Genomic DNA, 25,525 nt, shown 5'->3' with positions numbered 1-25,525 from the left:
GGGCCAGCCCCACTTCGGGAGAGTTATCCCGGAGCCCGCCATGGACCCCAGCCAGAATCCCAACGTTTTCCACGCCACCACCATCGTCTCGGTCCGCCGCGGCGGCCGCGTCGCCGTCGCCGGCGACGGCCAGGTCACGCTCGGCCACACGGTGATGAAGGGCAACGCCCGCAAGGTGCGCCGCCTCGGCCGCGAAGGCCAGGTGCTCGCCGGTTTCGCCGGCGCCGCCGCCGATGCCTTCACCCTGTTCGAACTGTTCGAGGCCAAGCTCGAGAAGCACGGCCAGTTGACCCGCGCCGCCGTGGAGCTGGCCAAGGATTGGCGCACCGAGCGCCGCCTGGGCAAGCTCGAAGCGCTGCTCGCGGTCGCCGACAAGGAAACCTCGCTGATCATCAGCGGCACCGGCGATGTGATCGAGCCCGAAGACGGCATCATCGCGATCGGCTCCGGCGGCATGTACGCCCTGTCCGCCGCGCGCGCGCTGATCGCCCACACCCAGCTCGACGCCCGCACCATCGCCACCGAAGCCATCGGCATCGCCGGCGACGTGTGCATCTATACGAATCGCAACGTGGTGGTCGAGGAGCTGTAAGCCGGCAATCGGGAATAGGGAACGGGGAATCGTAGAAGCGATTCGTCCCGTTCCGTCCCGCTCGCCCGCTCAGCTCCAACGATTCCCGATTCTCCATTCCCCATTCCCGCCCCCCCATCATGAAACCCGACAACTCACACGCCACCATGACCCCGCGCGAGATCGTGCAGGAACTGGACCGTCACATCGTCGGCCAGCATTCGGCCAAGCGCGCGGTCGCGATCGCGCTGCGCAACCGTTGGCGCCGGATGCAGCTCGCCGACGATCTGCGCAACGAAGTCATGCCCAAGAACATCCTCATGATCGGTCCGACCGGCGTCGGCAAGACCGAGATCGCGCGGCGCCTGGCGACGCTGGCCAACGCGCCCTTCGTCAAGGTCGAGGCGACCCGCTTCACCGAGGTCGGCTACGTCGGCAAGGACGTCGAGCAGATCGTGCGCGACCTGGCCGACACCGCGGTCAAGCTGTATCGCGAGCAGGCCAAGGCGCGTCTGCGCACCCAGGCCGAAGACCGCGCCGAGGACCGCATCCTCGACGCGCTGCTGCCCAAGCGGGTGCCGGGCGGTTTCGGCTTCGGTTCGGAGACCCCGGCCCAGGATACCAGCGCGCCCGACAGCGACACCCGCGCCAAGCTGCGCAAGCAACTGCGCGCCGGCGAACTGGACCAGCGCGAGATCGAGATCGAAACCGCGGTCAACGTCGGCGTCGACATCATGGCCCCCCCGGGCATGGAGGAGATGGGCCAGCAGCTGCGGCAGATGTTCTCCCAGGTCGCCGGCGGCAAGACCCACAAGAAGCATCTGGCGATCAAGGCCGCGCGCCCGCAGCTGATCGAGGAAGAGGCGGCCAAGCTGGTCAACGAGGACGAGATCCGCCAGGCGGCGATCGAGGCCTGCGAACAGCACGGCATCGTCTTCATCGACGAGATCGACAAGGTCGCCAAGCGCAGCGAGGCCGGCACGATCGGCGGCGACGTCAGCCGCGAAGGCGTGCAGCGCGACCTGCTGCCGCTGGTCGAAGGCTCGACCGTCAGCACCAAGTACGGCCCGGTCAAGACCGACCACATCCTGTTCATCGCCTCCGGCGCGTTCCATCTGGCCAAGCCCAGCGACCTGATCCCGGAACTGCAGGGCCGCTTCCCGATCCGGGTCGAGCTCGGCGCGTTGAGCAAGGACGATTTCGTCCGCATCCTGACCGAGCCCAAGGCCGCGTTGACCACTCAGTATGTGGAGCTGCTCAAGACCGAAGGCGTCGAGTTGAAGTTCAGCGCCGACGCCGTCGATCGCCTCGCCGAGATCGCCGCGCAGGTCAACGAGCGCCAGGAAAACATCGGTGCGCGCCGCCTGCACACGGTGCTGGAGCGCCTGCTCGATGCGCTGAGCTATGAAGCGCCGGACCGCGACGGCCAGGCGGTGACGATCGACCGCGCCTACGTCGACCAGCACCTGGGCGAGCTGGTGCAGGATCCGGATCTGAGCCGCTACATCCTCTGAGGCCGGCCACAACCCTCACCCCAACCCCTCTCCCGCAGGCGGGAGAGGGGCTTTGCGTGCGAGGCCTTTCGTTGCGACGCAACGGCTCCCTCTCCCGCTTGCGGCGACCGCGGGAAGTGCAAAGCGGAGAGGGCTGGGGTGACGGCAACGCAGGGCCGCGATAGCCCGCGCCGCGAGCCGCTGGTTCTGGCAGTCCCCGCCGCCGACGCGCTCTGCTACCGTGTCGCCCCATGGACGACCCTGCTTGCGCAAGCGCGCCACGGACCGACGCCGCTCCGACCAGGACCGCGCTCGTCGTCGGCGCCAACGGCTTTCTCGCCGGTTACCTGATCGCCGCCCTGCGCCGCCACGGCTGGCGCGTGCTGCGCGGCGTCCGCGACACCCACCGCCCGCTGCGCGCGGACGAACGCCGCGCCGATCTGGCGCGGATGACCTCGCCGCAGGACTGGCGCGACACCCTGCGCGGGGTCGATGCGGTGATCAACGCCGCCGGCATCCTGCGCGAGACCGGCGCGCAAACCTTCCAGGCCATCCACGTCGACGGCCCGCTGGCGCTGGCACGGGCCTGCGTCGACGGCGGAGTGCCGCGCTTCGTCCAGTTGTCCGCGCTCGGCGAGCCGGCCGACGGCGAATTCATCGCCTCCAAGCACCGCTTCGACGACGCCCTGCTGCAACTGCCGCTGAGCGCGGTGGCGCTGCGCCCGTCGGTGGTCTACGCGGCGTCCGGGTCTTATGGCGGCACCTCGCTGCTGCGCGCGCTGGCCGCGTTCCCGGGACGCCATCTGCTGCCCGGCGACGGGCGCTGGCCGCTGCAGCCGGTCGCGGCCGAAGACCTGGGCGAGATCGCCGCGCGCGCCGCGAGCGGAGCCCAGCGCGGCGTGTACGAGATCGGCGCGCCGCAGCCCTTGAGCCTGCGCGAGTACCAGGCGGCCTGGCGGCGTTGGCTGCGCATCGACGGCGACGCTGCGGTCGCGTTCCCCGAGTCGCTGGTGAGCCTGCAGGTGGCGATCGGCGAACGGCTCGGCCGCGGGCCGGTCGGCGAGACCATGTGGCGCATGCTCCGTCGCGGCAACGTCACCCGGCCCGATGCGCATGCGCGGTTGCGGGCCGATTTCGATCATGCGCCGGCCGCCCTGGACGAGGCGCTGGCGGCGACGCCGAGCCAGGTCCAGGACCGCTGGCAGGCGCAGCTGTATTTTTTGGCGCCGAGCTTGCGCATCGCCATCGTCGCGCTGTGGCTGATCTCGGCCGCCGCGGGCTGGCTGACCCCGGCCGCGACGATCGAGGCGATGGTCGCCGGTTCGCCGCTGGCGCATTGGCAGCCGGTGGCGCTGGCGCGCGTCACCGCCGGCCTGGACGCCGCGCTGGCGCTGGGCCTGCTGCTCGGCTGGCGGCCGCGGCTGATGTTGGGATTGATGGGGCTCAGCGTGCTCGCCTACACCCTGGCGTTCGGCGCGCTGTTGCCGGGGCAGTGGCTGGACCCGCTCGGCGGGCTGGCCAAGAACCTGGTCCTGCTGCCGGCGCTGGCGGTGGCCTGGGTGTTGGCGGAACGGAGATAAGCCGATGGTCTATCTGTGGGTGAAGTGGATCCACATCCTGTCCTCGACCCTGCTGTTCGGCACCGGCCTGGGCATCGCCTTCTTCTTCTGGATCGCGCACCGCCGCGGCGACCCCAAGGTCATCGCCGAAACCGCGCGCACCGTGGTCATCGCCGACGCCTGCTTCACCGCGCCGGCGGTGATGGTGCAGTTCGGCACCGGGTTGTGGCTGATGCACCTGCTGGGCATGCCGCCGACCGTGTTCTGGCTCAAGACCGCGCTGATCCTGTTCTTCGTGGTCGGCGCCTGCTGGTTGCCGGTGCTGTGGCTGCAGGCGCGCGCGCGGCGGTTGGCGGAGCAGGCCGCGGCCGAGCACGCGCCGTTGCCGGCGAGCTACCGCCGCACGATGTTGTGGTGGTTCTGGCTGGGCTGGCCGGCATTCCTGAGCGTGATCGCGATTTTCTGGCTGATGGTGGTCAAGCCAACCGCAGCGATGTAGCACCGCCGCAGTCTCCGCAGTCCGGCTCCCCGAGCGCTAAGGCGCAGAGCACCGCACTCGCCGTGTAACCGATCGTGCCCGCGTAGCTCTCTTGCATCAGCGGTGTAGCTCTGCCGATTCTGCCGAAGCCAACCGCAGCGGTGTAGCTCCGCCGGTCCAGCCGAAGTCAGGAACCTCAAGCGCTGAAGCGCAGAACATCGCACTCGCCGCGCCATGGATCGTACCCGCGCAGCACTCCCGCATCTGAGTCGGCGCCCAGCGCCTCGCGCTCTACCACTCACCCCCGAACCCGCCGCTCCAAGATCACCCCCACCGCCGGAAACTCGTCGCTGCCCGCCAACCGCCCCGGCCGCCGTTCCAGTTCGACGAAGCCTTCCGAGCGGTACAGCGCGATCGCCGGTTCGTTGCCTTCCAGCGCCTGGGTCGAGATCACCGGGCCGGAACAGGCGATGGCGTGGCGCAACAGCGCGCGGCCCACGCCCTGGCGGTAGCTGTCGGGGTCCACGTACAGCCAGTTGAGCGACTTGGGCTGGAAAGCGACGAAGCCGCGCACCACGCCGTCGACCTCGGCCACGTCGAGCCGGCCGTCGAACAGGCCCTCGCTGTGCGCGGTGCGCGCCAGGCTGCGGAAGGCGGCGACGCCGGCGCTGCGCTGCAGTTCGTCCAGGCGCGCGCGGTCGTGGATCTGGCACAGGCGCGGCCAGTCGCTGAGCTGGTAGGCGCGGATCGACAGCGGAACGGGGGCGGCGGGCATTGCGGGCGATTCTGCGCCCGCACCCGGTGCTTGCCCAGTGACGAAGGTAAGCGCGCGGACCGGCCACCCGCGGCCGGGACCCGCGCGCGGCGCCTCACAGGTTGGCCGGCACGCGCCGGATCAGGCACACCGCTTCGCGCCCGCCGCCGGGCCGCGGGCGATAGATGCCGACGTAATCGCGCGACGGCGTGCCTGCGCTCGCCAGCGCCACGTAGGTCGCGTCGCCGAACCGGAACGGCAATGCGGTGGTGTAGCGGGTGCGGAAGAATTCGTCGCCGCCGGCGATGCCGGGCAACGGCGCCGGCACCGACTGGGTCGAGGGCCGATGATCTTTCCAGGCCGGGTTGCGCAGGTCGTCGCACTGCGACAGCGTCGGCTGCGCGGCATCCCATTGGCAGGGCAGCGCGCGGACCGCGTCCGCATCGTCGCGCGCGACGAAGCCGTCGGCGGAGGCGCCGGCCAGCACCAGCAGCGGCGCGTAGTACCAGCCGCCCTGGCCGTCGCTGTCGCCGGAATAGACCCGGTCGATGCGGCCGTCGTTGTCGAAATCGAACTCGTCCACGCGCGCGCCGCCGTAGGCGAATTCGAGCCCGTCGGGCAGGGCCGCGCCGGCCTGCGGGCCGCCGGCGTTGAGCCGCTGGATCGGCCCCGGCGCGGTCCGCCGGCCGTAGGCGTCCAACGCCGACCACGAGGCGGCCAACTCGCGTTCGGCTTCGGCGCAGACCGGGCCGCGGTCGAGCAGCCGTTCCAGGCTGCCGGGCGCCGGGCCCGGCGCGTCGGGCGGGTACTCGGCGGTGTCGATCGGCAGCGAGCCGATCCTGTGGTCGGGGCCGGACCAGGCGGTGCAGGCCTCCGGCTTGCTGCAGTCGTGGACGAGCTCGCCTTCGAGCCGATAGCTCCACGGCGCCGCCGCGGGTTCGCAGCGTTCGCGCACGCTATGCCGGCTGATCAGCTTGCGCCCGTCCACCCACAGCGAAAAACGCGTGGCCGCATCGGCATTGCACGCGCCGAGCACGGGTTCGGATTCCTGCTGCAGGCGCACCCGCAGGGTGCGTCCGTTGGCGAAGCGGCACTCGCCGGTCTGGCCGGCGGCCAGGGCCAGGCTGCGCGGCCGGTCGAGATCGCCGGCGGGGAAACTCTCCACCTGCGGCTGGGCGCAACCGCCGCGCGCCGGCAACTCGGTGCGGACCAGGGTGGCCTTGGCGCCGGCGTCGGACTGCTGGCAGATCAGCGCGAGTTCGGCGGTGGCGCCGCAGGCCGCAGGCTGCACCGCCGCCGCGGGCGCGGCGACGAGCAACAGCAGGGGCCAGGAAGCGGTGGGGTGCATGGAAACTCCTTTTCCGTTGCGGGCGGGGAAACTCAGTCCTCGCCGATGTCCTCGTTCCAGACGTCCGGATTGGCGGCGATGTAGCCGCCGAGCAAGTCGATGCATTCCTGGTCGGCCAGGTCGATCACCTTGACCCCGGACTCGCGCAGCCAGTCGATGCCGCCCTGGAAGTTGACCGATTCGCCGACCACCACCGTGCCGATGTTGAACTGGCGCACCAGGCCGCTGCAGTACCAGCACGGCGCCAGGGTGGTGACCATGATGGTGTCGCGGTAGCGGCGCTGGCGGCCGGCCTTGCGGAACGCATCGGTCTCGCCGTGCACCGAAGGGTCGCCTTCCTGGATGCGGCGGTTGTGGCCGCAGCCGAGCAGGCGGCCGTCGTCGTGGTACAGCGCCGCACCGATCGGGATGCCGCCTTCGGCCAGGCCCTGGCGGGCTTCGGCGACGGCGGTCTTGAGCAAGGCGCGATAGTCGGGGGTGGCGATCATGAGGGACTCCGTGTCGATGGCGGCCAGTTTGGGCTGCCGGAGCGACGCGGTCGAGTGCGCCGCCTGTGCGGCGCGGCTCAGTGTGCCTGCGCGCGGCCCGGACGCAGCAGGTCGACGTGGGGAATGCCGTCCTCGTCGTAGACCTCCGACGCCGGCGCGAAGCCGTAGCGGCCGTAATAGCCCTGCAGATGGGCCTGGGCGCCGATCCGGATATCGGCGCCCGGCCAGCGGCGCTCGATCTCGATCAACGCCGCTTCCAGCATCGGCCCGCCCAGGCCCTGGCCGCGGTGGGTGGCCGCGGTCAGCACCCGGCCGAAGCTGACTTCGGGATAGCTGAGCCCGGCCGGCAGGATCCGCAAATACGCCGCCAGACGGCCGTTTTCGGCGCGGCCGAGCAGGTGCACCGCCTCGGGATGGCGGTCCTTGTCGTCGGGGTCGAGGTAGACGCAGTTCTGCTCGATCACGAACACCTGCGCACGCAGGCGCAGCAGTTCGTACAGCTCGTCCAGGCTGAGGTCGGCATAGCGCTTGGCTTGCCAGGTCACGGAGGCGGTCATGACCGCATCATGCCAAAGCCGCCGCTGGCCGGAGCGGGGCGGGGCTAGTTCTTTCGGGGTAGGGCGGGGTCCGACCGACGGACTGCGCCCGGTGCCGGCCCGCGACGCCGTGTCCCGGGCGGCGGGCCCGAACCGTTGCCATGCCGCGAAGCCCGGGCCCGGCGAGCGTGCGATAATCGCGCCCATGAACGAATCCAAGCCCCAGCCCGAGACCACCCATTTCGGCTTCCGCGACGTGCCGCGCGAGCAGAAGCGCAAGCTGGTCGGCGAAGTGTTCTCCTCGGTCGCCGGCAGCTACGACCTGATGAACGACCTGATGAGCCTCGGCATCCATCGGGTCTGGAAGCGCTATTTCACCGCCACCGCGCAGGTCCGCCGCGGCGACCGCGTGCTCGACCTGGCCGGCGGCACCGGCGACATCGCCGCGCTGCTGCGCGACCGGGTCGGCGAGCCCGGCATGATCGTGCTCGGCGACATCAACCACGACATGCTGCGGGTCGGCCGCGACCGCATGACCGACCGCGGCCGGGTGTCCGGCTTCGAGTACGTGCAGTGCAACGCCGAGTCGCTGCCGTTCCCCGACGCCAGCTTCGACCTGGTCACCATCGCCTTCGGCCTGCGCAACGTCACCGACAAGGACGCGGCGCTGCGCGAGATGCTGCGCGTGCTCAAGGTCGGCGGCCAGGCGCGGGTGCTGGAGTTCTCGGAAGTCACGGCGCAGTGGTTCAAGCCGATCTACGACTTCCATTCCTTCAACGTGCTGCCGCGCCTGGGCAAGCTGTTCGCCAACGACAGCGAGAGCTACCGCTATCTGGCCGAGAGCATCCGCAAGCACCCGCCGCAGAACGAGCTCAAGCAGATGATGGCCGACGCCGGTTTCGCCCGGGTCGACTACAAGAACCTGTCGGGCGGGATCTGCGCGATCCATACCGGCTACAAGGCCTGAGTTCGGTGCACGGCCAGTGCAGCCAGTGCGGACGCGAGCCGGCGCAGGCCGATGCGGTGAGCTGGTGGCTGTTGGCGCCTTGGTGCTTGTTGCTGCCGATACGGTTCGAGGCAGGGCGCTGCAAGGATTGCGGCGCGGGTCTGACTTTTCTTGCGCTAGTCGGATATGCCGTGCTCGGCGGCGCAGGTTTCGTGCTGGCCGTGGCTTGCTCTTGAAGCGTTGCGGCCGCATCGATTGAATCAGAACATCGGGTAAGACGCAGGAGCGGAGGGGGTAAGCGAGCTTAACCCCCTCCGTCCCTTGCGCATTGCCCGCGACGAACGCCCCGGCCTCAGGCCGAGAACCCGCCGTCCACCGACAGTTGGGTGCCGGTGACGAACGCGCCGCCCGGGCCGGCCAGGTAGGCCACCGCGGCGGCGATGTCGTCGGCCTGGCCGTACTCGCCCAGCGGCAAGCCGGCGCGCTGGTGGTCGGCGCCTTCGCCATCGGCCGGGTTCATGTCGGTGTCGATCGGGCCCGGCTGCACGGTGTTGACGGTGATGCCGCGCTTGCCCAGGTCCTGCGCCAGGCCCTTGCTCAGCCCGACCACGGCGGCCTTGCTCAGCGAATACAGGGCCATGCCCGGCGCGCCGACGCGCTCGCCCAGGCAGCTGCCGATGGTGATGATGCGGCCGCCGCGCGGCAGGTGCCTGGACGCGGCCTGTGCGGCCACGAACGGCGCGCGCACGTGGATCGCCATGACCCGCTCGTAGTTCTCCAGCGATTCCTCTTCGAACGGCCCGTAGGCGAACACGCCGGCGTTGTTGACCACGATGTCGAGCCGGCCCAGTTCGGCCACGGTGCGCTCGACCGCCGCGCTCACCGCCGCCGCATCGGCGCTGTCGGCGGCGATGACGACCGCGCGCCGGCCGCCGGCGCGGATCTGCTCGGCCACCTCCTCGGCGCGCTGCGCCGAGCTGACGTAGGTCAGCGCCACGTCGGCGCCGTCGGCGGCCAGGCGGCGGGCGATCGCCGCGCCTATGCCGCGGCTGGCGCCGGTGACCAGGGCTACTTTGCCTGCGAGGGGAAGGCTCATGTTTGAAGTTCCGAATAATGGAAGTAGGACGCCCAGGCTAGCGTCATCGCCGCGGCTTGGGCAGCCGGGATTTTTGGGATGATGCGTACCGCAGAATCGCAAGGCGGTGGTTCGTCGCGTTGTCGCGCCCGGCGTCGCGATCGGACGCCGACCGGTCCGGACCGCCCCGCCCAGGCCGGCCTGCGCACGACGGCAGCGAGCGCCCGGCCCTGCGGCGCCCAGGCAGCCGATCCCGCGCCGGCGAGGCCGCGATCGCGGCCGCGCAACGGCCAACCTGCACAAGCCCCGCCCCGGGGCGAGGCGCTACACTCGGCGCTTCACCCGCAGCCGTGGTCCGTTCATGCGTTCTTCGATCCTCACCGTCTGTCTCGTCGCGGCCCTCAGCGCCGCCGCCGGTTGCTCGCGCGACAGCGCGGCGCCCGCCACCGATCCGTCCCAGAGCGCCGCACCGGAGGCCAAAGTGAGCGACACCGCCGTTGCCGCAGCCGACCGCGACGAGCATTCCTACGCCCAGCCCGACCTGGTCCGCATCGACGACCTCGCCCTGCTGCTGGCGGTGGATTTCGGCGCCAAGACCCTGACCGGCAGCGCCACCTACACGCTCGACTGGACCGATCCGAAGGCCACCCAACTGGTGCTCGACACCCGCGAGCTGAAGATCGAGAAAGTGGTCGGCGAGCGCGCCGACGGCCAATGGGGCGATCTGAGCTTCAGCCTGGCTCCCGCCGACAAGACCCTGGGCAGCAAGCTCACCATCGAAGCGCCGCAGCGCAACAAGCGCATCCGGGTCAGCTACGCGACCTCGCCCGGCGCCTCCGGCCTGCAGTGGCTGGAGCCGTCGATGACCGAGGGCAAGAAGACGCCCTTCATGTTCAGCCAGTCGCAGCAGATCCACGCCCGCTCGTGGGTGCCGCTTCAGGACACGCCGAGCGTGCGCTTCACCTACACCGCCCAGGTCACCGCGCCCAAGGACGCGATGGTGCTGATGAGCGCCGACAACGATCCCAAGGCGGCGCGCGACGGCGACTACAGCTTCAAGATGCCGCAGAAGATCCCGTCCTACCTGCTCGCGATCGCGGCCGGCGACCTGGTGTTCCAGCCGATCTCCGCGCGCGCCGGCGTGTGGGCCGAGCCGGCGATGGTCGGCAAGGCCGCGACCGAGTTCGCCGACACCGAAAAGATGATGGAGACCACCGAGAAGCTGTACGGTCCCTATCGCTGGGAGCGTTACGACATCCTGGTCCTGCCGCCCTCGTTCCCGTACGGCGGCATGGAGAATCCGCGTCTGACCTTCGCCACCCCGACCGTGATCGTCGGCGACAAGTCGCTGGTCTCGCTGGTCGCGCACGAGCTGGCGCACAGCTGGTCGGGCAACCTGGTCACCTTCTCCAGCAGCAAGGACGGCTGGCTCAACGAAGGCTTCACCAGCTACGTCGAGAACCGCATCGTCGAGGCGCTGTACGGCAAGGAGCGTTCCGACATGGAGAACGTGATCGGCCGCAACGAGCTGGCCGCCGAGTTCAAGACCATCGATCCCAAGCTGCAGGCGCTGGCGCTCAAGCCCGGCACCCTGAAGGATCCGGACGAGGCCAGCAGCGCGACCGTCTACACCAAGGGCGCCTGGTTCCTGCAGTTCCTCGAACAGCGCTACGGCCGCGAAGTGTTCGACCCGTTCCTGCGCGGCTACTTCGACCACTTCGCCTTCCAGAGCATCCCGACCACCAAGTTCGTCGAATATGCCAAGGCCAACCTGCTGGCCAAGCATCCGGGCAAGGTCAGCGAGGCCGAGCTGGAAGAGTGGATCTACGGCCCGGGCATCCCGAAGTCGGCGCCGGCTACGGTGTCGCCGCGTTTCGATGCGGTCGACGCCGCGCGCAAGGCCTGGGTCGAGGGCGGCGCGCTGCCCGAGGCGGCGCTGACCGCGAAGTGGAGCACCCAGGAATGGGTGCACTTCATCGAGGGTATGCCGGAAAAACTCAGCGTCGATCAGCTCAAGGCGCTGGACGCGGCCTACAAGTTCACCGGCACGCCGAACGGCGAAATCGCCCAGCGCTGGTATCCGCTGGCGGTGCGCAGCGGCTATCACGAGGCCGACCCGGCGATCGCGGCGTTCCTGCAGAAGATCGGCCGGCGCAAGCTGATCATGCCGACCTACGGCGAACTGGTGAAAACCCCGCAAGGACTGAAGCTGGCCGAAGAGACCTTCGCCAAGGCCAAGCCGGGCTATCACCCGATCACCACCGGTTCGGTCGAGGCGACCATCGCCAAGGCCAAGAACCCGGCCGCGGCGCAGTAAGCCGCGCCGCCGCGCACGCCCATGCGCCTGCGTCGCACGCTCAAGACGGCCGCCCTGGTGGCGGCCGTCTTGCTGGGCGCTCTGGCGTTCTGGCTGTGGCGCGATCCCTACCAGGTGGTGCTGGCCGACTACGCGCGCCAGCGCGCGGTCGCCGGCCTGACCCGCAACGCCGCCCAGGTCGGCGACCACCGTTGGGTCTACGCCTATAGCGACGAGGCGCCGCCGGGCGCGCCGACCGTGGTCATGGTCCACGGCTTCACCGGCAGCAAGGAAAACTGGTATCCGCTGGCGCAGCGCCTGCGCGGCCGCTATCGGCTGTTCGTGCCGGACCTGCCGGGCTGGGGCGAAAGCGAGCGCCGGGCCGGCGCCGACTACGGTTTCCTGGCCCAGAGCGAACGCGTCGCGCGTTTCATCGAGCAGGTCGCGCGCAAGCCCGGCAGCGACATCGTGCTGCTCGGCCATTCGATGGGCGGCGGCATCGTCGCGCTGACCGCGGCGCGGCATCCGCGGGACGTGGCCCGGGTCGGCCTGTTCGACGCCGCCGGCGTGCGCTTCCAGGACAACGCCTTCGGCCTGGCGGTGCTGCGCGGGCGCAATCCGTTCGCGGTCTCCGATGCCGCCTCGCTGCAGCGCTACCTCGACATCGTGTTCTACGACGATGCCGCCAAGCCCCGCATTCCCTGGCCGGCGAGCCGGATCTACATCGAGCGGCGCAAGCGCGACGCCGGGTTCGAGCAGGCGGTGCTGGACAAGATCGGCCGCAGCCAGGAGCGCTTCCTGCCCGGCGACGAAGCCGCGCGCATCCGCCAGCCGGCCCTGCTGCTATGGTGCCGGCAGGATGCGGTGATCGACCCCAGCGCGCTGGACCTGTACGCGGCGCGGTTGCCGCAGGCGCGGCGGATGCTGCTCGACGGCTGCGGCCACATGTCGATCGTCGAGCGTCCCGCCGCCGCCGCCGATGCCGTCAACCAACTGATAGCCAAGGGCCAAGCACGATGACACTGCGCCATGCCACGCTCCTGCTCGCCGCCGCGATGTTGCTCGCAGGGTGCGAAAAACCCGATCCGAAGATCGCCGAGGCGGCCAAGGCCGCGCAGCGCGAGCAGGCGGCCGCGACCGAAGCCAAGAACTTCGACGCCGCCTACGGCCAGCAGAATTGGGAAATGGCCTCGGCCTACGGCGAGATCGTCACCTCGCGCTACGCCGGCACGCCCACCGCCGACCGCATCGCCGCGCAGTACGAGGAAGCGAAAACCAAGGCCAAGCAAGAGCGCGAACGGCGCCGGGTCGAATCGCTGTGGTCGTACATGAGCACGCCGGTGAAGACCGCCAAGGGCAAGGCCGGCACCCAGCTGTCGGCGTCGATCTACGCCCGGGCGAACGTGGAGACCGACGGCAGCGTGCCGCGGCCGGTGCAGCTGATCTTCCGCGATCACCCCGACTGGGGCCGCAGCGCCTACCTGGTGCTGCAGACCGGCGACTTCAACTGCTACGGCGGCTGCAAGCTCAAGATCGTCGCCGACGGCAAGCCCAAGACCCTGCCCGGCAGCCGGCCCAAGACCGATGAGGCGATCGCCATGTTCATCGAAGACGAACGCGGCCTGTGGCGCATCGCCGGCGGCGCGCAGGAGCTGAGCATCGAGTTCCCGGTCAAGGCCGGCGGCACCCGCACGGCGAACTTCGAGGTCGGCGGGTTGAAGCCGGAGAAGATGCCGGGGTGGAAGTGAGCGGCGTCGCCGCCGTCGGTTGTGTTTCGACGCTATTGCCAAGGATGAGCGAATGGTTGCGTATCGCAAGCTTGCGGGCGTGCTGGTCGTTGCGCTATCGGCGACGCTGGCCGGGGCCACTGCGTTCGATGGAAAACAGCTCGCGCCTGTCGTCGAGAGCGCGGACTTCGAAGTCGAGCTGAGCCGGCCCGACCCGGGCAGCCCGCGGGCCATGGCATTGGCGGCGTTGGACACGGCACAGGATGTGACGTTGTACTCGCTGCAGCCTTGGGAGCCGCCAACGCCGCCGGACGCTTGGCGCAGGCTGCCCTACAAGGAGCAGTCCCGGCGTGCATCCGAGCTGTGGCGGCGAAGCGAGCGCGAATGGTGCAGCAGTGAGCGTTGTTATTACGACAATCGCGTGTTGGGGAAAACCCGCATCGAAGCGTCGGACTTGTCCGATGTGCATCGAGCCCTGCAGGAGTCGCTGGGGCAAGTGCCCGATTACGCGGCAGCCTGCGTCCCCGAATTCCGTCACGCCGTGGCTTTTGTCAGTGCCGGCAAGCGCTACGACGTGTTGTTATGCTACGGCTGCGGTCAAGTCGCGGTGTACGTCGATGGCGATTCGGATGATCGAAGGCAATCCACTGCGAAGGGTCGATACGATCGAGGGCAAACCCACGCGATGGGCGAGGAGGCCGCTCTGGACGGGATCCTCGCCCGGGCCGGAATCGCGTTGGCGGCGAAACCAGATTGATGCCTGACCGGCCTTCGCAAACTGCCGATAGCGGGGATGGCGCACGCGCGAACTCGGGCGGCGATGTCGCATGCCGGTCGCACGCCGTCCCATGAGTCGCGCCCGCAAATGGCTGGCGGGGACGGCCGTCGCCGGCTTGTTGGTCGGTGCGGCGCTGGTTTCGGCACGCTATTGGTTCTTGCACTGGCAACCCGATCGCGCGCTGCATCCCTTGCGCGGTCTCGATGTCTCGCATCATCAGGGCGCGGTGGATTGGCGCAGCGTCGCCCGCGACGACGTCGCGTTCGTGTACCTCAAGGCCAGCGAAGGCGGCGATCATCGCGACCGTCGCTACGCCGACAACGAACGCGGCGCGCGGTCGGCCGGGATCGCGGTCGGCGCCTACCACTTCTTCACCTTCTGCCGCAGCGGCGCCGAGCAGGCGGCGAACTTCCTCGCCGCCGCGCCGGCGCGCGCCGACGCGCTGCCGCCGGCGGTGGATCTGGAGTTCGGCGGCAATTGCGGCCGGCGGCCCGGCGCCGCGGCGATGCGCGCCGAGCTGGACGCGTTCCTGGCCCCGGTCGAGGCGGCGTACGCCAAGCCGGCCTTGCTGTACGTGACGCCGGAGTTCTTCGAGGCCTATCGCGCCGCATTGCCGGCGCGGCCGTTGTGGCGGCGCTCGATCCTGCGCGCACCGGATGCGTCGGCGGCGTGGACGCTGTGGCAGTACCACAACAGGGCGCGGGTCGCGGGCATCGACGGGCCGGTGGATCTGAACGTGTACGTCGGCGATGCGGCGGCGTTCGCGGCCTGGCGCGCGGGCGTGGCGGTGGCGCGCTGAGCGAACTGTGACCTCGGCGCGGCGGAGGCGGGCAGGGCGGCCGATATGATCGAGGCCATGGATGCCGTTTTCGATTCGACGACGAGGCTGCGCATGCGTCGCGCCGCCGCAGGGCGCGCATGAGCCGCGGCGGCGTGCCGGTGCGGGTGGGGCTGCTGGCCGCGCATCGCTGGGCGTTGCCGGCCTTGCAGCGCTCGTTCGAGAGCGAGTGGCCGGACTACTACGGCGGCGACGGCCCGGGCGATGCGGCGGCGGACCTGGCGTCGTTCTGTCGCGACGACGCGCTGCCGCTGGGGCTGGTCGCCTTGCTCGACGGCGAGGCGGTCGGCGTGGCCGCGCTCAAGGCCGCTTCGATCGACGCCTACCCGCAGTTCTCGCCCTGGGCCGCCGCGGCGTGCGTCGCGCCGGCCTGGCGCGGCCGCGGCATCGGCGCGCAGCTGATCGTCGCCCTGGAGGCGCAGGCGATGCGGCTGGGCCATCGCGCGATCTACACCGGCACCGCGACCGCCGGCAGCCTGATGCGGCGGCTGGGCTGGGAGTATCTGGACACCACCCCGCAGCACGACGTGCAGGTGGCGGTGTTCCGCAAGCGCCTGTAGCGCAGGCGACGATTCGAGGGGGTAGGAGCGACGCGAGTCGCGGCCGTGGTGCCGCAGGTTGCGTCGTTGTCGTTGGGGCGCGGTCGCGACTTGCGTCGCTCCTACCCCAGGGTGGGGCTGTCGCTTCGGAGGCGGTGTCGTTGCTTTAAGGGCTGCGCGTTCCCTGTCGCGGCTTACGCCGCTCCTACAAGGGCTGCGACGAGCTCTGGGGTTGTCGTTGGGGCGCGGTCGCGACTTGCGTCGCTCCTACCCACGGCGGGGGGCGTTGGTTCGGTTGGGGGACGTCGTGGTTGGGGTTCTGTGCGGTCTCGGCGCGGCTTACGCCGCTCCTACAGCGGAGCGGGCGGCGCGAACGAATCGCAGGCGAAAAAAATCCCGGCCGGGGCCGGGATTTTTCGATGGCGATACGGCACGGGCACCGGGACGCAGACTCAGTCCGCGAGCGACCGCCTCAAACCGATCCTCAAGCGCGAATCCCCGATCCCGGCTTAAAGCGCATACCCGAACTGCTGCTTGAACTGCTCGGCGAATTCGTCGTAGTCGAAGCGCTGGTTCTGGGTGCCCGGGTGCTCGACCTTCAGCGCGCCCATCAGGTTGCCCATGCGGCCGACGGTCAGCCAGTCGTAGCCCTTCTCGATGCCGAAGATCAGGCCGGCGCGGAAGGCGTCGCCGCAACCGGTCGGGTCGGTCACCCGGCGCTCGTGCGCCGGCGGGATGTCGTAGGTCTTCTCGCGGGTGTGGATCTGCGAGCCGTGCGGGCCGCGGGTGGTGATGTAGGCCTTGACCCGCTGGACGATGTCGCTCTCGCTCCAGCCGGTGCGTTCCTGCAGCAGGTTGGACTCGTAGTCGTTGACGGTGACGTAGTCGGCCTGCTCGATGAAGGCGCGCAGCTCTTCGCCGTTGAACAGCGGCATCGCCTGGCCCGGATCGAAGATGAAGGGGATGCCGGCCTCGGCGAACTCGACCGCGTTCTGCAGCATGCCTTCGCGGCCGTCGGGGCTGACGATGCCGAAGCTCACGCCCTGCACGTCGCGCACGTGGTTCTCGTAGGAACGCATCATCGCGCCCGGATGGAAGGCGGTGATCTGGTTGTTGTCGTGGTCGGTGGTGATGAAGGCCTGCGGCGTGAACAGCTCCGGGATCTCCTTGACGTGGTCGAGGCGGATCTGCTGTTCGTCGAACCACTCGCGGTACGGGCCGAAGTCCTGGCCGACGGTGGCCATCGGGATCGGATCGCCGCCGAGCAGCTTGAGGTTGTAGGCGATGTTGCCGGCGCAGCCGCCGAACTCGCGGCGCATGCGCGGGACCAGGAACGAGACGTTCAGGATATGGACCTTGTCCGGCAGGATGTGGTTCTTGAACTGGTCCGGAAACACCATGATGGTGTCGTAGGCCAGCGAGCCGCAGATCAGCGCAGACATGTTCACCCCGAAGATTTTGGAAGTCGCGACGCAAAAGCGGGCGGTCGCAGGACCGCCCGGCGGCGTAGGGTAGCGGCTGAGGCGGCGCGCGGCCAGTTTTTGCGTACGGCGGGGGATGGGCGAGGGGCCGCGGGCGGGTTTTCCGGACCCGCCGGGCCGGCCCGCCGACGGCGCGCGACCCGTCCCTGGACCGGCCCGCGACCGGCCCGGCGGGGGCCGCCGACCCAGGGTTATCCCCAGGGGGCGGGCGCCGCTCCTGAACAGCCGGGCAGCCGTGAAACCGTTGATTTTCCTTGCTCGCAGGGGGGGCGATTGCTAGGCTAACGGCCCCGCTTCGCCCTTACTTTTGACGGCCCAATCCCCCGATGTTCAAGAAGTTTCGCGGCATGTTTTCCAATGACCTGTCCATCGACCTGGGCACGGCCAACACCCTCATTTACGTCCGCGGCCAGGGGATCGTGCTGAATGAGCCGTCCGTGGTCGCCGTGCGCCAGGACCGGATGATCGGCGGCAACCGTACGGTGGCGGCGGTCGGCGGCGAGGCCAAGCAGATGCTCGGCCGTACCCCGGGCCACATCACCACGATCCGGCCGATGAAGGACGGCGTCATCGCCGACTTCACCTACACCGAGGAAATGCTCAAGCATTTCATCCGCAAGGTGCACAAGTCGCGCTTCCTGCGCCCCAGCCCGCGGGTGCTGGTCTGCGTGCCCTGCGGCTCGACCCAGGTCGAGCGCCGCGCGATCAAGGAATCGGCCGAAGAGGCCGGCGCGCGCGAGGTCTACCTGATCGAGGAGCCGATGGCCGCGGCGATCGGCGCCGGCATGCCAGTGACCGAGGCGCGCGGCTCGATGGTGGTCGACGTCGGCGGCGGCACCACCGAGGTGGCGGTGATCGCGCTCAACGGCATCGTCTACTCGGCCTCGGTGCGGATCGGCGGCGACCGCTTCGACGAATCGATCATCAACTACGTGCGCCGCACCTACGGCACCCTGATCGGCGAAGCCACCGCCGAGCGGATCAAGCTCGAAATCGGCTGCGCCTACCCGCAGGAGCGCGCCGCCACCATCGAGATCTCCGGCCGCAACCTCGCCGAGGGCGTGCCGAAGATGGTCACCATCAATTCGAACGAAGTGCTCGAGGCCCTGCGCGAGCCGCTGGCCGGCATCGTCTCGGCGATCAAGCTGGCGCTGGAGCAGACCCCGCCGGAGCTGTGCGCCGACGTCGCCGAGCGCGGCATCGTCCTGACCGGCGGCGGCGCCCTGCTGCGCGACCTGGATCGGCTGATCAGCGAGGAAACCGGCCTGCACGTGCAGGTCGCCGACGACCCGCTGACCTGCGTCGCCCGCGGCGGCGGCCGCGCGCTGGAGCTGGTCGACATGCACGGCAACGAGTTTTTCGCGCCGGAATGAGGGCGCGACTCGGGACTCGGCACTCGGGACTCGCAAGAGCCTGCGGATCGAGGCTCGGCCCGCTTCGTCAGCTCGACCGCTTCGTCCAGGCATGATCGGTGCGCGGCGCAAGTTCGCCGCGCTTTCGCTTTCCCGAGTCCCCAGTCCCGAGTTCCGAGTCCCGGCACCCCATGCCCCCCTACGCCGGTCCCCCCACCGCAGCCCGTAGCGGCGAAGTCGCCGACACGTTGCGCCTGCTGGCGTACCTGGCGTTGGCCGTGGTGCTGATCGTGCTCGACCATCGCGGCGGCTGGCTCAGCCAGGCGCGCAAGCAGGTCGCCACCGCGGTGGCGCCGCTGTGGGCGGTGGCCGGCATGCCCGGGCGCCTGATCGAACGGGTCAGCGACGACGCCGGTACCCTGAGCCGGCTGACCGAAGAGAACCGCCGCCTGCGCAACGAGGCCCTGGTCAACCAGGCGCGGATGGCGCGGCTGCAGTCGGTCGCCGCCGACAACCAGCGCCTGCGCGGGCTGCTGGAAGCGGCCGAGCGCGGCAACCTGGACGTGGTGCTGGCGCCGATCCTGGACATCGACCTGGACCCGAGCAAGCAAAGGCTGGTGCTCGACGCCGGCAGCCGCGACCGGATCCGGGTCGGCCAGAGCGTGATCGACGCCGGCGGCCTGCTCGGCCAGATCACCGGCGTCACCGCCATGCACGCCAGCGTGCTGCTGATCACCGATCCCTCGCACGCGGTGCCGGTGGCGGTGGCGCGCAACGGCGTGCGCCTGGTGGTGTACGGCGAAGGCCGCAGCGACCACCTGACCCTGCGCAGCGTGCCGCTGTCCAGCGACGTGCGCGAGGGCGACGTGCTGGTCACCTCCGGACTGGGCGGGCGCTTCCCGCCGGGCTTCCCGGTCGGCACCATCACCGCGCTCAAGCCGGACGACAGCCGCGCCTTCCTGGTCGGCGAAGTGCAGCCGGCGGCGCAGCTGGATCGCGGCCGCGAAGTGCTGGTGCTGCTGTCGCTGCCGCCCGCGCCGGCGCCCAGCGAACCCTTCGACACCCAGCCGGCGATGGCCGAGGGCGCGCCCGCGGCGCCCGCCGCGAACCAGGCCGCCGCCGCGAACGCCGCGGCCCGGCCCGACGCTGTCGTGGCGCCTGCAGGCAACGCCGCCACGCCGCCGCGCAACCCACCCTCCGCCGAGCGCCGCGCCGCGCCGTCGCGCCGCCCCGCTTCGCCCGCGACCACCCCGGCCGCGCCCGCCGCCGCCGAGCCGATCACTTCGGAGAGCACGCAGTGACCCGCGCCCGCCACCATTGGGTGCTGCCGACCAGCCTGGTCGTCGCGCTCGCGCTGAGCCTGTTGCCGCTGCCGCAACTGCTGCAGCCGCTGCGGCCGTTCTGGCTCGGCCTGGTGCTGGCCTACTGGGTGATCGAAGACCCCGAGCGGGTCGGGCTGGGCTTCTCGTTCCTGGTCGGCCTGGCCGGCGACCTGGTTTCCGACGGCCTGCTCGGCGAGCAGGCGCTGCGGCTGGTCATCATGGCCTTCATCCTGCAGCGCTTCCGCGCCCGCCTGCGCTTCTTCCCCTTGTCGCAGCAGGCGCTGGCGATCGGCGGGCTGATGCTCAACGACCGCATCGTCGTGTTCGCCATCCACACCGTGCTGCGCGAGCCGACCCTGCCGGCGGCGTTCTGGCTGGCGCCGGTGGCCGGCATGCTGCTGTGGCCGCCGATCTTCCTGCTGCTGGACGCGCTGCGCCTGGGCAGCTGGCGGAGGCGCTGAGATGCGGCCGCGCCGACGGGTGCTGAAAAACAACGCGGCCGAGGCCGACCAGTTCCGCGCCCGCGCCGCGATCGCCTTCGGCTTCGTCCTGCTGGGGGTGATCGGGCTGGGCTTCTGGTACTTCCGCCTGCAGGTCTGGCAGCACGCCGACTACGCGATGCGCTCGGAGGCCAACCGGGTCAAGCTGCGTCCGGTGGTGCCCGGGCGCGGGCTGATCTACGACCGCCAGGGCCGGATCCTGGCCGACAACGTGCCCGCGTTCCGGCTCGAGGTCACCCCGATGGAGGCCGGCGACAGCGACAAGTGGCTGCCGCAGCTGGCCTCGGTGGTGAACCTGTCGCCGGAGGACATCAAGCGCTACCAGAACGAGCGCAAGGCCACCCGCGGCTTCAAGCCGATCGTGCTGAAGATGCGGGTCAGCGACGAGGAAGTCGCCGCGTTCGCGGTCGACCGCTGGCGCTTTCCCGGCGTCGAGCTGGTGTCCTATCTCAACCGCCGTTATCCCTACGGCGACCTGTTCGCGCACGTGATCGGCTACGTCGGCCGGGTCGACACCAAGGACCAGGAGTCGATGGGCGCCAACGCCGGGGTGCTGACCCACACCGGCAAGACCGGCCTGGAGCGCTATTACGAATCGCAGCTGCGCGGCCAGATCGGCTACGAGCAGATCGAGACCAACGTCGACGGCCGGCCGATCCGCCAGGTCGGCCACGTCCCGGCCAAGCCCGGCGCCGATCTGCGCCTGAGCATCGACATGGACCTGCAGCGCGCGATGGTGGCCGCGTTCGGCGAAATGGACGGCTCGGCGGTCGCGGTCGACCCGCGCACCGGCGAAGTGCTGGGCATGGTCAGCCTGCCCAGCTACGACACCAACCTGTTCGTCAACGGCATTTCCAGCGCCGACTACAAGCGCCTCAACGAAGACCCTTCGCGGCCGCAGTTCAACCGCAACGTACTCGGCGGCGGCCCGCCGGGCTCGACCATGAAGCCGTTCGTGGCCCTGGCCGGCCTCGACAGCGGCCTGCGCCGGGCCGAGGACCGCACCCTGTCGACCGGCGAGTTCCACATCCCCGGGCAGAAGCGCGGCTACCGCGACTCGCACGGCGGCGGCCACGGCTGGGTCGACCTGCGCGAGTCGATCGCCCAGTCGGTCAACACCTACTACTACAAGCTGGCGCTGGAGATGGGCATCGCCCGCTTCGACCAGTACATGCTGCGCTACGGCTTCGGCCAGCAGACCGGCATCGACCTGGCCGGTGAGAACGTCGGCATCCTGCCGTCGCCGGAGTGGAAGGCCAAGCGCAACAAGAAGGAAGGCTGGTACCCGGGCGAAACCGTCATCGCCGGCATCGGCCAGGGCTATTGGGTGGTGACCGCGCTGCAGCTGGCGCGCGGCACCGCGGCGATCGCCAACGGCGGCCACCTGCAGCAACTGCACCTGGTGCGCGAGATCCGCACCGGCTACGAGCAGCCGTGGGTGCCGAACGTGGTCAAGCCGCCGAGCCTGATCACCGACAACCCGCAGCACCTGCGCGCGGTGCGCGAGGGCATGGAATCGACCATCCACGGCGGCCGCGGCACCGCGCGGATCATGGCCCGCGGCGCGCCCTACCGCATGGCCGGCAAGACCGGCACCGCGCAGAAGGTCAGCCGCAAGGGCAACGTCAGCATGAACCCGCATTCGCTGCCCTACCACCTGCGCCACCAGGCGCTGTTCGTCGGCTACGCGCCGGCCGAGAACCCGACCATCGCGGTCGCGGTGGTGGTCGAGCACGGCGGTTACGGCGGCAGCACCGCGGCGCCGATCGCGCGCAAGATCTTCGACGCCTGGCTGCTCGGCAAGATGCCGGAGACCGAGCCGTCCAAGGACGCGCCGGCGGTGCCCAGCTTCGCCGACGTCTCGGTCAAGGCCGCCACCGTGGCCGCGGCCGAACCGGCGGTGATGCCGGTGCCGGTCAACGGCGCCTGGGCGGCGGCGGTCGCGCAGGCCAATGCGCGGGTGGCCGCGCAACCCGGTCGCGCGCCGCAGGCGCTGGCGCGGCCGGCGTTGCCGGGCCTGCTGGCGCCGCAGCCGGGCGCGGCGGGCGAGGGCGGCGACGCCGCAGCCGAGTCCGCAACCGTGCCTGCACCGGCCGCCGAAGCGCCGGCCGAGCCCGCCGCCGACAGCGGCGCCGCGCCGGCGACGGAGCCGCAGCGATGAGAGTGATCCTGCGCTACCTGTGGGACCTGATCCAGCGCTTCGCCCGCACCCTCGACCTGCCGCTGCTGGGCGCCTTGCTGGCGCTGATGGCGATCGGCCTGGCGGTGCTGTACAGCGCCGGCGAACACTCCACCCGCATGGTCTTCGCCCAGGGCTCGCGCTTCGCGGTCGGGCTGGCGGCGATGTGGGGCCTGTCGCGGCTGCCGCCGTCGCAGCTGCGCAACTGGACGCCGATGGCGTACGCGTTCTCGATGGTGCCCTTGCTGCTGGTGCTGCTGATCGGCACCGGCAAGCACGGCCGCCACTGGATCGACCTGAAGGTGTTCTATTTCCAGCCGGCCGAGCTGCTCAAGCTCAGCCTGCCGATGATGGTGGCCTGGTTCCTCAACCGCCAATCGCTGCCGCCCAAGCTGGGCACGGTGCTGATCGCGGGCGTGCTGATCGGCGCGCCGACCGGGCTGATCCTGCTCCAGCCCGACTTCGGCACCGCTATGCTGGTCGGCATCAGCGGCGCGTTCGCCCTGTACCTGGCCGGCCTGCCGTGGTGGTGGTTCGGCGCCGGCTTCAGCGCGGTCGCCGCGATCGCCCCGGTGGCCTGGTTCTGGCTGCTGCGGCCGTACCAGAAAGACCGCATCCTGACCTTCCTCAACCCCGAAACCGACCCGCTCGGCACCGGCTGGAACATCATCCAGTCCAAGATCGCGATCGGCGCCGGCGGCATGACCGGCAAGGGCTGGCTGCAGGGCTCGCAGTCGCACCTGAACTACCTGCCCGAACACACCACCGACTTCATCTTCGCCGTGCTCAGCGAAGAGTTCGGCTGGGTCGGCGTGGCCACCGTGCTGGCCCTGTACCTGTTCGTGGTCGGCCGCTGCCTGTGGATCGCCGCCGAGGCCCGCGACGGCTACTCGCGCCTGATCGCCGGCGCCCTGGGCCTGGCCTTCTTCGTTTATGTGATCGTCAACGGCGGCATGATCTCCGGCCTGCTGCCGGTGGTCGGCGTGCCGATGCCCCTGCTCAGCTACGGCGGCACCTCGGCGGTGTCGTTGCTGGCCGGCCTGGGCGTGGTGATGGCGGTCAAGGCGCACCGCCCCGTGCATAGCGGCCGCTGAGGCGGCCGCTCGCGTCGCTCCCGGATCCCCAGGGGCAGGGACGGCGCGAGCCGCGACCGCGGACCATGCGCGCCATGCGTGGGCCGCACGTAGGCGCGGCACCAGCCGCTCGTACGTCATCGACCTCGGGTGCCTGCTTTCTCGTTCTGCGTTAAGAGTGACGTGAGAGCATTAGGCATCTCTCGATGCACTCCGTCCCTTATTTGCGCTTGCCATGGATCGAGACCCCGCCGCCCTGGACCGCCCCCGCCACAGCCTCATCCGCCAAGGCGACCTCTTCTGGATCGAAGCCGACCCCTCGCGCGGTTCGGTGCCCGGGGTGCCGCATCCGCACGTGGTCGTGCAGGACGATTTGTTCAACGCTTCGCGGATTTCGACCGTGGTGGTGTGCGCGCTGAGTTCGAACCTGGGCCGGGCCAGCGAGCCGGGCAACGTGTTGCTGGCGCCGGGCGAGGGCGGCTTGCCGCGGCAGAGCGTGGTGGTGGTGTCGCAGGTGTCGTCGCTGTACAAGGCGCGGCTGGGCGAGCGCATCGGCGCGCTGTCGCCGCAGCGGGTGGCGCAGATCCTGGCCGGGCTGGGCTTCGTGCAGGCGGCGTTCCAGCGCGCCGGTAGGGACGCAGCGGGCTGAGCGCGTGCGCTTAATCCCTCCGTCCCTGTCGCATTCTCCTGTCGCATTCCCATGACGCCTCTCTGGCTCCCCTCCACCGGCACCCTGCGCTACAGCCCGCAACTGGGCCGCGGCGGCCATCGGCGCCGCGACGGCGGCAGTACCGTGTGGTGGCTGATCGTGGACTGCGATCCCGAGCTCGGCCGTTATCTGCGCCATCAATACCTGCTCGGCCATCGGCGCACGCGCGGGCTGCAGGCGCCGCTGTGGGGGCCGCATATCTCGGTGATCCGCGGCGAGACGCCGCCGCGGCCGGCGGCGTGGAAGCGCCTGGACGGGGCGACGGTCGGTTTCGACTACGACCCGCAGGTGCACGAGGCGCAGGGCTATGTCTGGTGCCCGGTGCGCTGCCCGGCCTTGCTCGATCTGCGCGAGGAACTGGGCCTGCCGCGCGAGCCGCAGCCGGCGCTGCACCTGACCATCGGCAATGCCAACGGTTAGCCGGCACCGCCCGCTCTGGCGCCGATTCGCAATCGCGGGCCAAGGCGGCGGCCGGCGCAGGCGCTATCGTGCGTTCTGGCCAGGGATGCGCGCCGCCGTGGCGCGCGCCCGCCGATGGATCGTCCGCGATGTCCCAGCCTCCGCTGTTCGTGCGTCTGTTCGAACGTTGCGGCCACCCCCTGCTGATCGCCGCCGGTCTGGCGCTGTGGTGGGCGCTGGGCGGCGGCGAAGGCGCCATGCTGGCGACCGCGGCCGCCTTGTTGCTGGCGATGGAAGGGCTGGAACGCTGGCTGCCGGCGATGCCGCAGTGGCGGCTCAGCGGCGTGGCCAAGCTCAAGCTGGTCGGGGTGTATCTGTTCGGCGTCGCGGTCGCCGCGGTGCTGATCGGCTTGTACGAGGCCTGGCTGCCGCGGTGGCTGGCCGGCGCGCGCGGGCCGGTGGCCGCGGCGCTGTGGCCGCAGACCTGGCCATGGCCGCTGCAGGCGCTGCTGCTGTTCTTCGTCGGCGACCTGATCTATTACTGGATCCACCGTGCGATCCACCGTTGGGCCTGGCTGTGGCGGCTGACCGGGCACGGTTTCCACCACGGCTTCCACAACCTGCACGCGCTCAACGTCGGCAGCAACCATCCCTTCGAGGCGGTGTTCCTGGCCCTGCCGCTGACCCTGGTCGCGGCGTTGACCGGGATCTCGGCGCAGATCGTCGCCGCGGCGGCGATGCTGTCGCTGCTCAACACCACCCTGGCCCACGCCAACCTGCGCCTGCACACGCCGCTGTGGAACCTGTTCTTCACCGCCGGCCACCATCACCGCCGCCACCACTCGCAGGTGTTCGAGCACAGCAACAGCAACTACGCCTGCAACGCCATCGTCTGGGATCGCCTGTTCGGCACCTACGGCCGCGGCGCGGTCGAACAGACCGGGATCGGCCCGGAACAGCCGTCGATCTGGCGCATGTACCTGCTGCCTTTGCGCGAGCCGGCCAGCGCCGACACGGTGGCGACGCGGGCCAAGGCGCCGCACTGACGCGCAGGGACGCAGGGGTTAAGCTCGCTTGACCCCCT

The 25,525-nt window shown here is 70.4% G+C and carries 25 protein-coding genes; 19 read left to right on the top strand and 6 right to left on the bottom strand.

Features of this window, described 5'->3' with window-relative positions; all coding sequences use genetic code 11:
- Positions 1-40: 40 nt before the first annotated feature.
- From hslV to AC3A57_RS00835, 4 genes are all read left to right on the top strand, one after another.
- Positions 41-592: an ATP-dependent protease subunit HslV gene (gene hslV / locus AC3A57_RS00850; RefSeq protein WP_487577138.1), complete on the top strand. Its 552-nt coding sequence runs from the start codon at positions 41-43 to the stop codon at positions 590-592.
- Between the two features lie 119 nt (positions 593-711).
- Positions 712-2,085, top strand: coding sequence for an ATP-dependent protease ATPase subunit HslU (hslU, locus tag AC3A57_RS00845; protein WP_487577137.1), 1,374 nt, complete (start codon positions 712-714; stop codon positions 2,083-2,085).
- 230 nt (positions 2,086-2,315) lie between these two features.
- Positions 2,316-3,644: an NAD-dependent epimerase/dehydratase family protein gene (locus AC3A57_RS00840; protein ID WP_487577136.1), complete on the top strand. Its 1,329-nt coding sequence runs from the start codon at positions 2,316-2,318 to the stop codon at positions 3,642-3,644.
- Positions 3,645-3,648: 4 nt separating this feature from the next.
- Positions 3,649-4,122 carry a DUF2269 family protein gene (locus tag AC3A57_RS00835; RefSeq protein ID WP_487577135.1) on the top strand — a complete coding sequence of 158 codons (474 nt, stop codon included), beginning with the start codon at positions 3,649-3,651 and terminating at the stop codon, positions 4,120-4,122.
- A 277-nt stretch (positions 4,123-4,399) separates the two neighbouring features.
- Here AC3A57_RS00835 and AC3A57_RS00830 read toward each other — a convergent pair whose 3' ends face one another.
- The 4 genes from AC3A57_RS00830 to AC3A57_RS00815 form a co-directional block, all read right to left on the bottom strand.
- Positions 4,400-4,876 carry a GNAT family N-acetyltransferase gene (locus tag AC3A57_RS00830; RefSeq protein ID WP_255594974.1) on the bottom strand — a complete coding sequence of 159 codons (477 nt, stop codon included), beginning with the start codon at positions 4,874-4,876 and terminating at the stop codon, positions 4,400-4,402.
- 94 nt (positions 4,877-4,970) lie between these two features.
- Positions 4,971-6,203 (bottom strand): hypothetical protein, encoded by a 1,233-nt coding sequence (locus AC3A57_RS00825; RefSeq protein WP_487577134.1) that lies wholly within the window; start codon positions 6,201-6,203, stop codon positions 4,971-4,973.
- A gap of 32 nt (positions 6,204-6,235) precedes the next feature.
- Positions 6,236-6,691, bottom strand: a complete 456-nt coding sequence (locus tag AC3A57_RS00820) for a nucleoside deaminase (RefSeq protein ID WP_221670096.1) — start codon at positions 6,689-6,691, stop codon at positions 6,236-6,238.
- Positions 6,692-6,768: 77 nt separating this feature from the next.
- The gene (locus tag AC3A57_RS00815; protein WP_487577133.1) at positions 6,769-7,248 is read right to left on the bottom strand and encodes a GNAT family N-acetyltransferase; all 480 of its coding nucleotides are present in this window, start codon (positions 7,246-7,248) and stop codon (positions 6,769-6,771) included.
- 184 nt (positions 7,249-7,432) lie between these two features.
- Between AC3A57_RS00815 and ubiE the strand changes: the two genes are divergently transcribed.
- Complete coding sequence (gene ubiE, locus AC3A57_RS00810; RefSeq protein WP_487577132.1) at positions 7,433-8,194, top strand: bifunctional demethylmenaquinone methyltransferase/2-methoxy-6-polyprenyl-1,4-benzoquinol methylase UbiE; 762 nt, start codon at positions 7,433-7,435, stop codon at positions 8,192-8,194.
- A 331-nt stretch (positions 8,195-8,525) separates the two neighbouring features.
- On the opposite strand, the gene AC3A57_RS00805 is transcribed toward ubiE, so the two are convergent.
- A complete protein-coding gene (locus AC3A57_RS00805) occupies positions 8,526-9,269 on the bottom strand; it encodes a 3-oxoacyl-ACP reductase family protein (protein WP_487577131.1) in 744 nt (247 codons plus the stop codon).
- A 340-nt stretch (positions 9,270-9,609) separates the two neighbouring features.
- Here AC3A57_RS00805 and AC3A57_RS00800 point away from each other — a divergent pair, with 340 nt between their 5' ends.
- The 6 genes from AC3A57_RS00800 to AC3A57_RS00775 all read left to right on the top strand — a co-directional run bounded on the left by AC3A57_RS00800 (position 9,610) and on the right by AC3A57_RS00775 (position 15,447).
- Complete coding sequence (locus AC3A57_RS00800; protein ID WP_487577130.1) at positions 9,610-11,565, top strand: M1 family metallopeptidase; 1,956 nt, start codon at positions 9,610-9,612, stop codon at positions 11,563-11,565.
- 21 nt (positions 11,566-11,586) lie between these two features.
- Complete coding sequence (locus tag AC3A57_RS00795) at positions 11,587-12,564, top strand: alpha/beta fold hydrolase (RefSeq protein ID WP_487577129.1); 978 nt, start codon at positions 11,587-11,589, stop codon at positions 12,562-12,564.
- On the top strand, positions 12,561-13,292 hold the full coding sequence (locus AC3A57_RS00790; RefSeq protein WP_487577128.1) for a hypothetical protein: 732 nt from the start codon (positions 12,561-12,563) through the stop codon (positions 13,290-13,292). The genes AC3A57_RS00795 and AC3A57_RS00790 overlap by 4 nt, the downstream gene beginning before the upstream one ends.
- 52 nt (positions 13,293-13,344) lie before the next feature.
- Positions 13,345-14,028, top strand: coding sequence for a hypothetical protein (locus tag AC3A57_RS00785; RefSeq protein ID WP_487577127.1), 684 nt, complete (start codon positions 13,345-13,347; stop codon positions 14,026-14,028).
- A gap of 91 nt (positions 14,029-14,119) precedes the next feature.
- Positions 14,120-14,848, top strand: a complete 729-nt coding sequence (locus AC3A57_RS00780) for a GH25 family lysozyme (protein WP_487577126.1) — start codon at positions 14,120-14,122, stop codon at positions 14,846-14,848.
- Positions 14,849-14,967: 119 nt separating this feature from the next.
- Positions 14,968-15,447 carry a GNAT family N-acetyltransferase gene (locus tag AC3A57_RS00775; RefSeq protein ID WP_487577125.1) on the top strand — a complete coding sequence of 160 codons (480 nt, stop codon included), beginning with the start codon at positions 14,968-14,970 and terminating at the stop codon, positions 15,445-15,447.
- A gap of 488 nt (positions 15,448-15,935) precedes the next feature.
- On the opposite strand, the gene AC3A57_RS00770 is transcribed toward AC3A57_RS00775, so the two are convergent.
- Entirely contained in the window at positions 15,936-16,868 is a 933-nt protein-coding gene (locus AC3A57_RS00770; RefSeq protein WP_487577124.1) for a carbohydrate kinase family protein, read from the bottom strand.
- Between the two features lie 365 nt (positions 16,869-17,233).
- On the opposite strand from AC3A57_RS00770, the gene AC3A57_RS00765 reads away from it, so the two are divergent.
- The 8 genes from AC3A57_RS00765 (at position 17,234) to AC3A57_RS00730 (ending at position 25,487) form a co-directional block, all read left to right on the top strand.
- Positions 17,234-18,280, top strand: coding sequence for a rod shape-determining protein (locus AC3A57_RS00765; RefSeq protein ID WP_221670086.1), 1,047 nt, complete (start codon positions 17,234-17,236; stop codon positions 18,278-18,280).
- 170 nt (positions 18,281-18,450) lie between these two features.
- On the top strand, positions 18,451-19,560 hold the full coding sequence (gene mreC, locus AC3A57_RS00760) for a rod shape-determining protein MreC (RefSeq protein ID WP_487577123.1): 1,110 nt from the start codon (positions 18,451-18,453) through the stop codon (positions 19,558-19,560).
- The gene (mreD, locus tag AC3A57_RS00755; protein WP_221670084.1) at positions 19,557-20,042 is read left to right on the top strand and encodes a rod shape-determining protein MreD; all 486 of its coding nucleotides are present in this window, start codon (positions 19,557-19,559) and stop codon (positions 20,040-20,042) included. The genes mreC and mreD overlap by 4 nt, the downstream gene beginning before the upstream one ends.
- Position 20,043: 1 nt before the next feature.
- Positions 20,044-22,242: a penicillin-binding protein 2 gene (mrdA, locus tag AC3A57_RS00750; protein WP_487577122.1), complete on the top strand. Its 2,199-nt coding sequence runs from the start codon at positions 20,044-20,046 to the stop codon at positions 22,240-22,242.
- On the top strand, positions 22,239-23,354 hold the full coding sequence (gene rodA, locus AC3A57_RS00745) for a rod shape-determining protein RodA (protein ID WP_487577121.1): 1,116 nt from the start codon (positions 22,239-22,241) through the stop codon (positions 23,352-23,354). The genes mrdA and rodA overlap by 4 nt, the downstream gene beginning before the upstream one ends.
- A 214-nt stretch (positions 23,355-23,568) precedes the next feature.
- Entirely contained in the window at positions 23,569-23,982 is a 414-nt protein-coding gene (locus AC3A57_RS00740) for a type II toxin-antitoxin system PemK/MazF family toxin (RefSeq protein WP_487577120.1), read from the top strand.
- Positions 23,983-24,033: 51 nt separating this feature from the next.
- On the top strand, positions 24,034-24,462 hold the full coding sequence (locus AC3A57_RS00735) for a hypothetical protein (RefSeq protein WP_487577119.1): 429 nt from the start codon (positions 24,034-24,036) through the stop codon (positions 24,460-24,462).
- 128 nt (positions 24,463-24,590) lie between these two features.
- A complete protein-coding gene (locus AC3A57_RS00730; protein WP_487577118.1) occupies positions 24,591-25,487 on the top strand; it encodes a sterol desaturase family protein in 897 nt (298 codons plus the stop codon).
- Positions 25,488-25,525: the final 38 nt, after the last annotated feature.

The organism is Lysobacter sp. Soil_C_15, assembly GCF_057657315.1.
This window is presented reverse-complemented; position numbering and strand designations above follow the sequence as displayed.

Excerpts from the sequence above, each read along its gene's own strand:
- hslV (WP_487577138.1), top strand. The coding sequence starts at position 41 with ATGGACCCCAGCCAGAATCCCAACGTTTTCCACGCCACCACCATCGTC.
- hslU (WP_487577137.1), top strand. The coding sequence starts at position 712 with ATGAAACCCGACAACTCACACGCCACCATGACCCCGCGCGAGATCGTG.
- AC3A57_RS00840 (WP_487577136.1), top strand. The coding sequence starts at position 2,316 with ATGGACGACCCTGCTTGCGCAAGCGCGCCACGGACCGACGCCGCTCCG.
- AC3A57_RS00835 (WP_487577135.1), top strand. The coding sequence starts at position 3,649 with ATGGTCTATCTGTGGGTGAAGTGGATCCACATCCTGTCCTCGACCCTG.
- AC3A57_RS00830 (WP_255594974.1), bottom strand. The coding sequence starts at position 4,876 with ATGCCCGCCGCCCCCGTTCCGCTGTCGATCCGCGCCTACCAGCTCAGC.
- AC3A57_RS00825 (WP_487577134.1), bottom strand. The coding sequence starts at position 6,203 with ATGCACCCCACCGCTTCCTGGCCCCTGCTGTTGCTCGTCGCCGCGCCC.
- AC3A57_RS00820 (WP_221670096.1), bottom strand. The coding sequence starts at position 6,691 with ATGATCGCCACCCCCGACTATCGCGCCTTGCTCAAGACCGCCGTCGCC.
- AC3A57_RS00815 (WP_487577133.1), bottom strand. The coding sequence starts at position 7,248 with ATGACCGCCTCCGTGACCTGGCAAGCCAAGCGCTATGCCGACCTCAGC.
- ubiE (WP_487577132.1), top strand. The coding sequence starts at position 7,433 with ATGAACGAATCCAAGCCCCAGCCCGAGACCACCCATTTCGGCTTCCGC.
- AC3A57_RS00805 (WP_487577131.1), bottom strand. The coding sequence starts at position 9,269 with ATGAGCCTTCCCCTCGCAGGCAAAGTAGCCCTGGTCACCGGCGCCAGC.
- AC3A57_RS00800 (WP_487577130.1), top strand. The coding sequence starts at position 9,610 with ATGCGTTCTTCGATCCTCACCGTCTGTCTCGTCGCGGCCCTCAGCGCC.
- AC3A57_RS00795 (WP_487577129.1), top strand. The coding sequence starts at position 11,587 with ATGCGCCTGCGTCGCACGCTCAAGACGGCCGCCCTGGTGGCGGCCGTC.
- AC3A57_RS00790 (WP_487577128.1), top strand. The coding sequence starts at position 12,561 with ATGACACTGCGCCATGCCACGCTCCTGCTCGCCGCCGCGATGTTGCTC.
- AC3A57_RS00785 (WP_487577127.1), top strand. The coding sequence starts at position 13,345 with ATGGTTGCGTATCGCAAGCTTGCGGGCGTGCTGGTCGTTGCGCTATCG.
- AC3A57_RS00780 (WP_487577126.1), top strand. The coding sequence starts at position 14,120 with ATGAGTCGCGCCCGCAAATGGCTGGCGGGGACGGCCGTCGCCGGCTTG.
- AC3A57_RS00775 (WP_487577125.1), top strand. The coding sequence starts at position 14,968 with ATGAGCCGCGGCGGCGTGCCGGTGCGGGTGGGGCTGCTGGCCGCGCAT.
- AC3A57_RS00770 (WP_487577124.1), bottom strand. The coding sequence starts at position 16,868 with ATGTCTGCGCTGATCTGCGGCTCGCTGGCCTACGACACCATCATGGTG.
- AC3A57_RS00765 (WP_221670086.1), top strand. The coding sequence starts at position 17,234 with ATGTTCAAGAAGTTTCGCGGCATGTTTTCCAATGACCTGTCCATCGAC.
- mreC (WP_487577123.1), top strand. The coding sequence starts at position 18,451 with ATGCCCCCCTACGCCGGTCCCCCCACCGCAGCCCGTAGCGGCGAAGTC.
- mrdA (WP_487577122.1), top strand. The coding sequence starts at position 20,044 with ATGCGGCCGCGCCGACGGGTGCTGAAAAACAACGCGGCCGAGGCCGAC.
- rodA (WP_487577121.1), top strand. The coding sequence starts at position 22,239 with ATGAGAGTGATCCTGCGCTACCTGTGGGACCTGATCCAGCGCTTCGCC.
- AC3A57_RS00740 (WP_487577120.1), top strand. The coding sequence starts at position 23,569 with ATGGATCGAGACCCCGCCGCCCTGGACCGCCCCCGCCACAGCCTCATC.
- AC3A57_RS00735 (WP_487577119.1), top strand. The coding sequence starts at position 24,034 with ATGACGCCTCTCTGGCTCCCCTCCACCGGCACCCTGCGCTACAGCCCG.
- AC3A57_RS00730 (WP_487577118.1), top strand. The coding sequence starts at position 24,591 with ATGTCCCAGCCTCCGCTGTTCGTGCGTCTGTTCGAACGTTGCGGCCAC.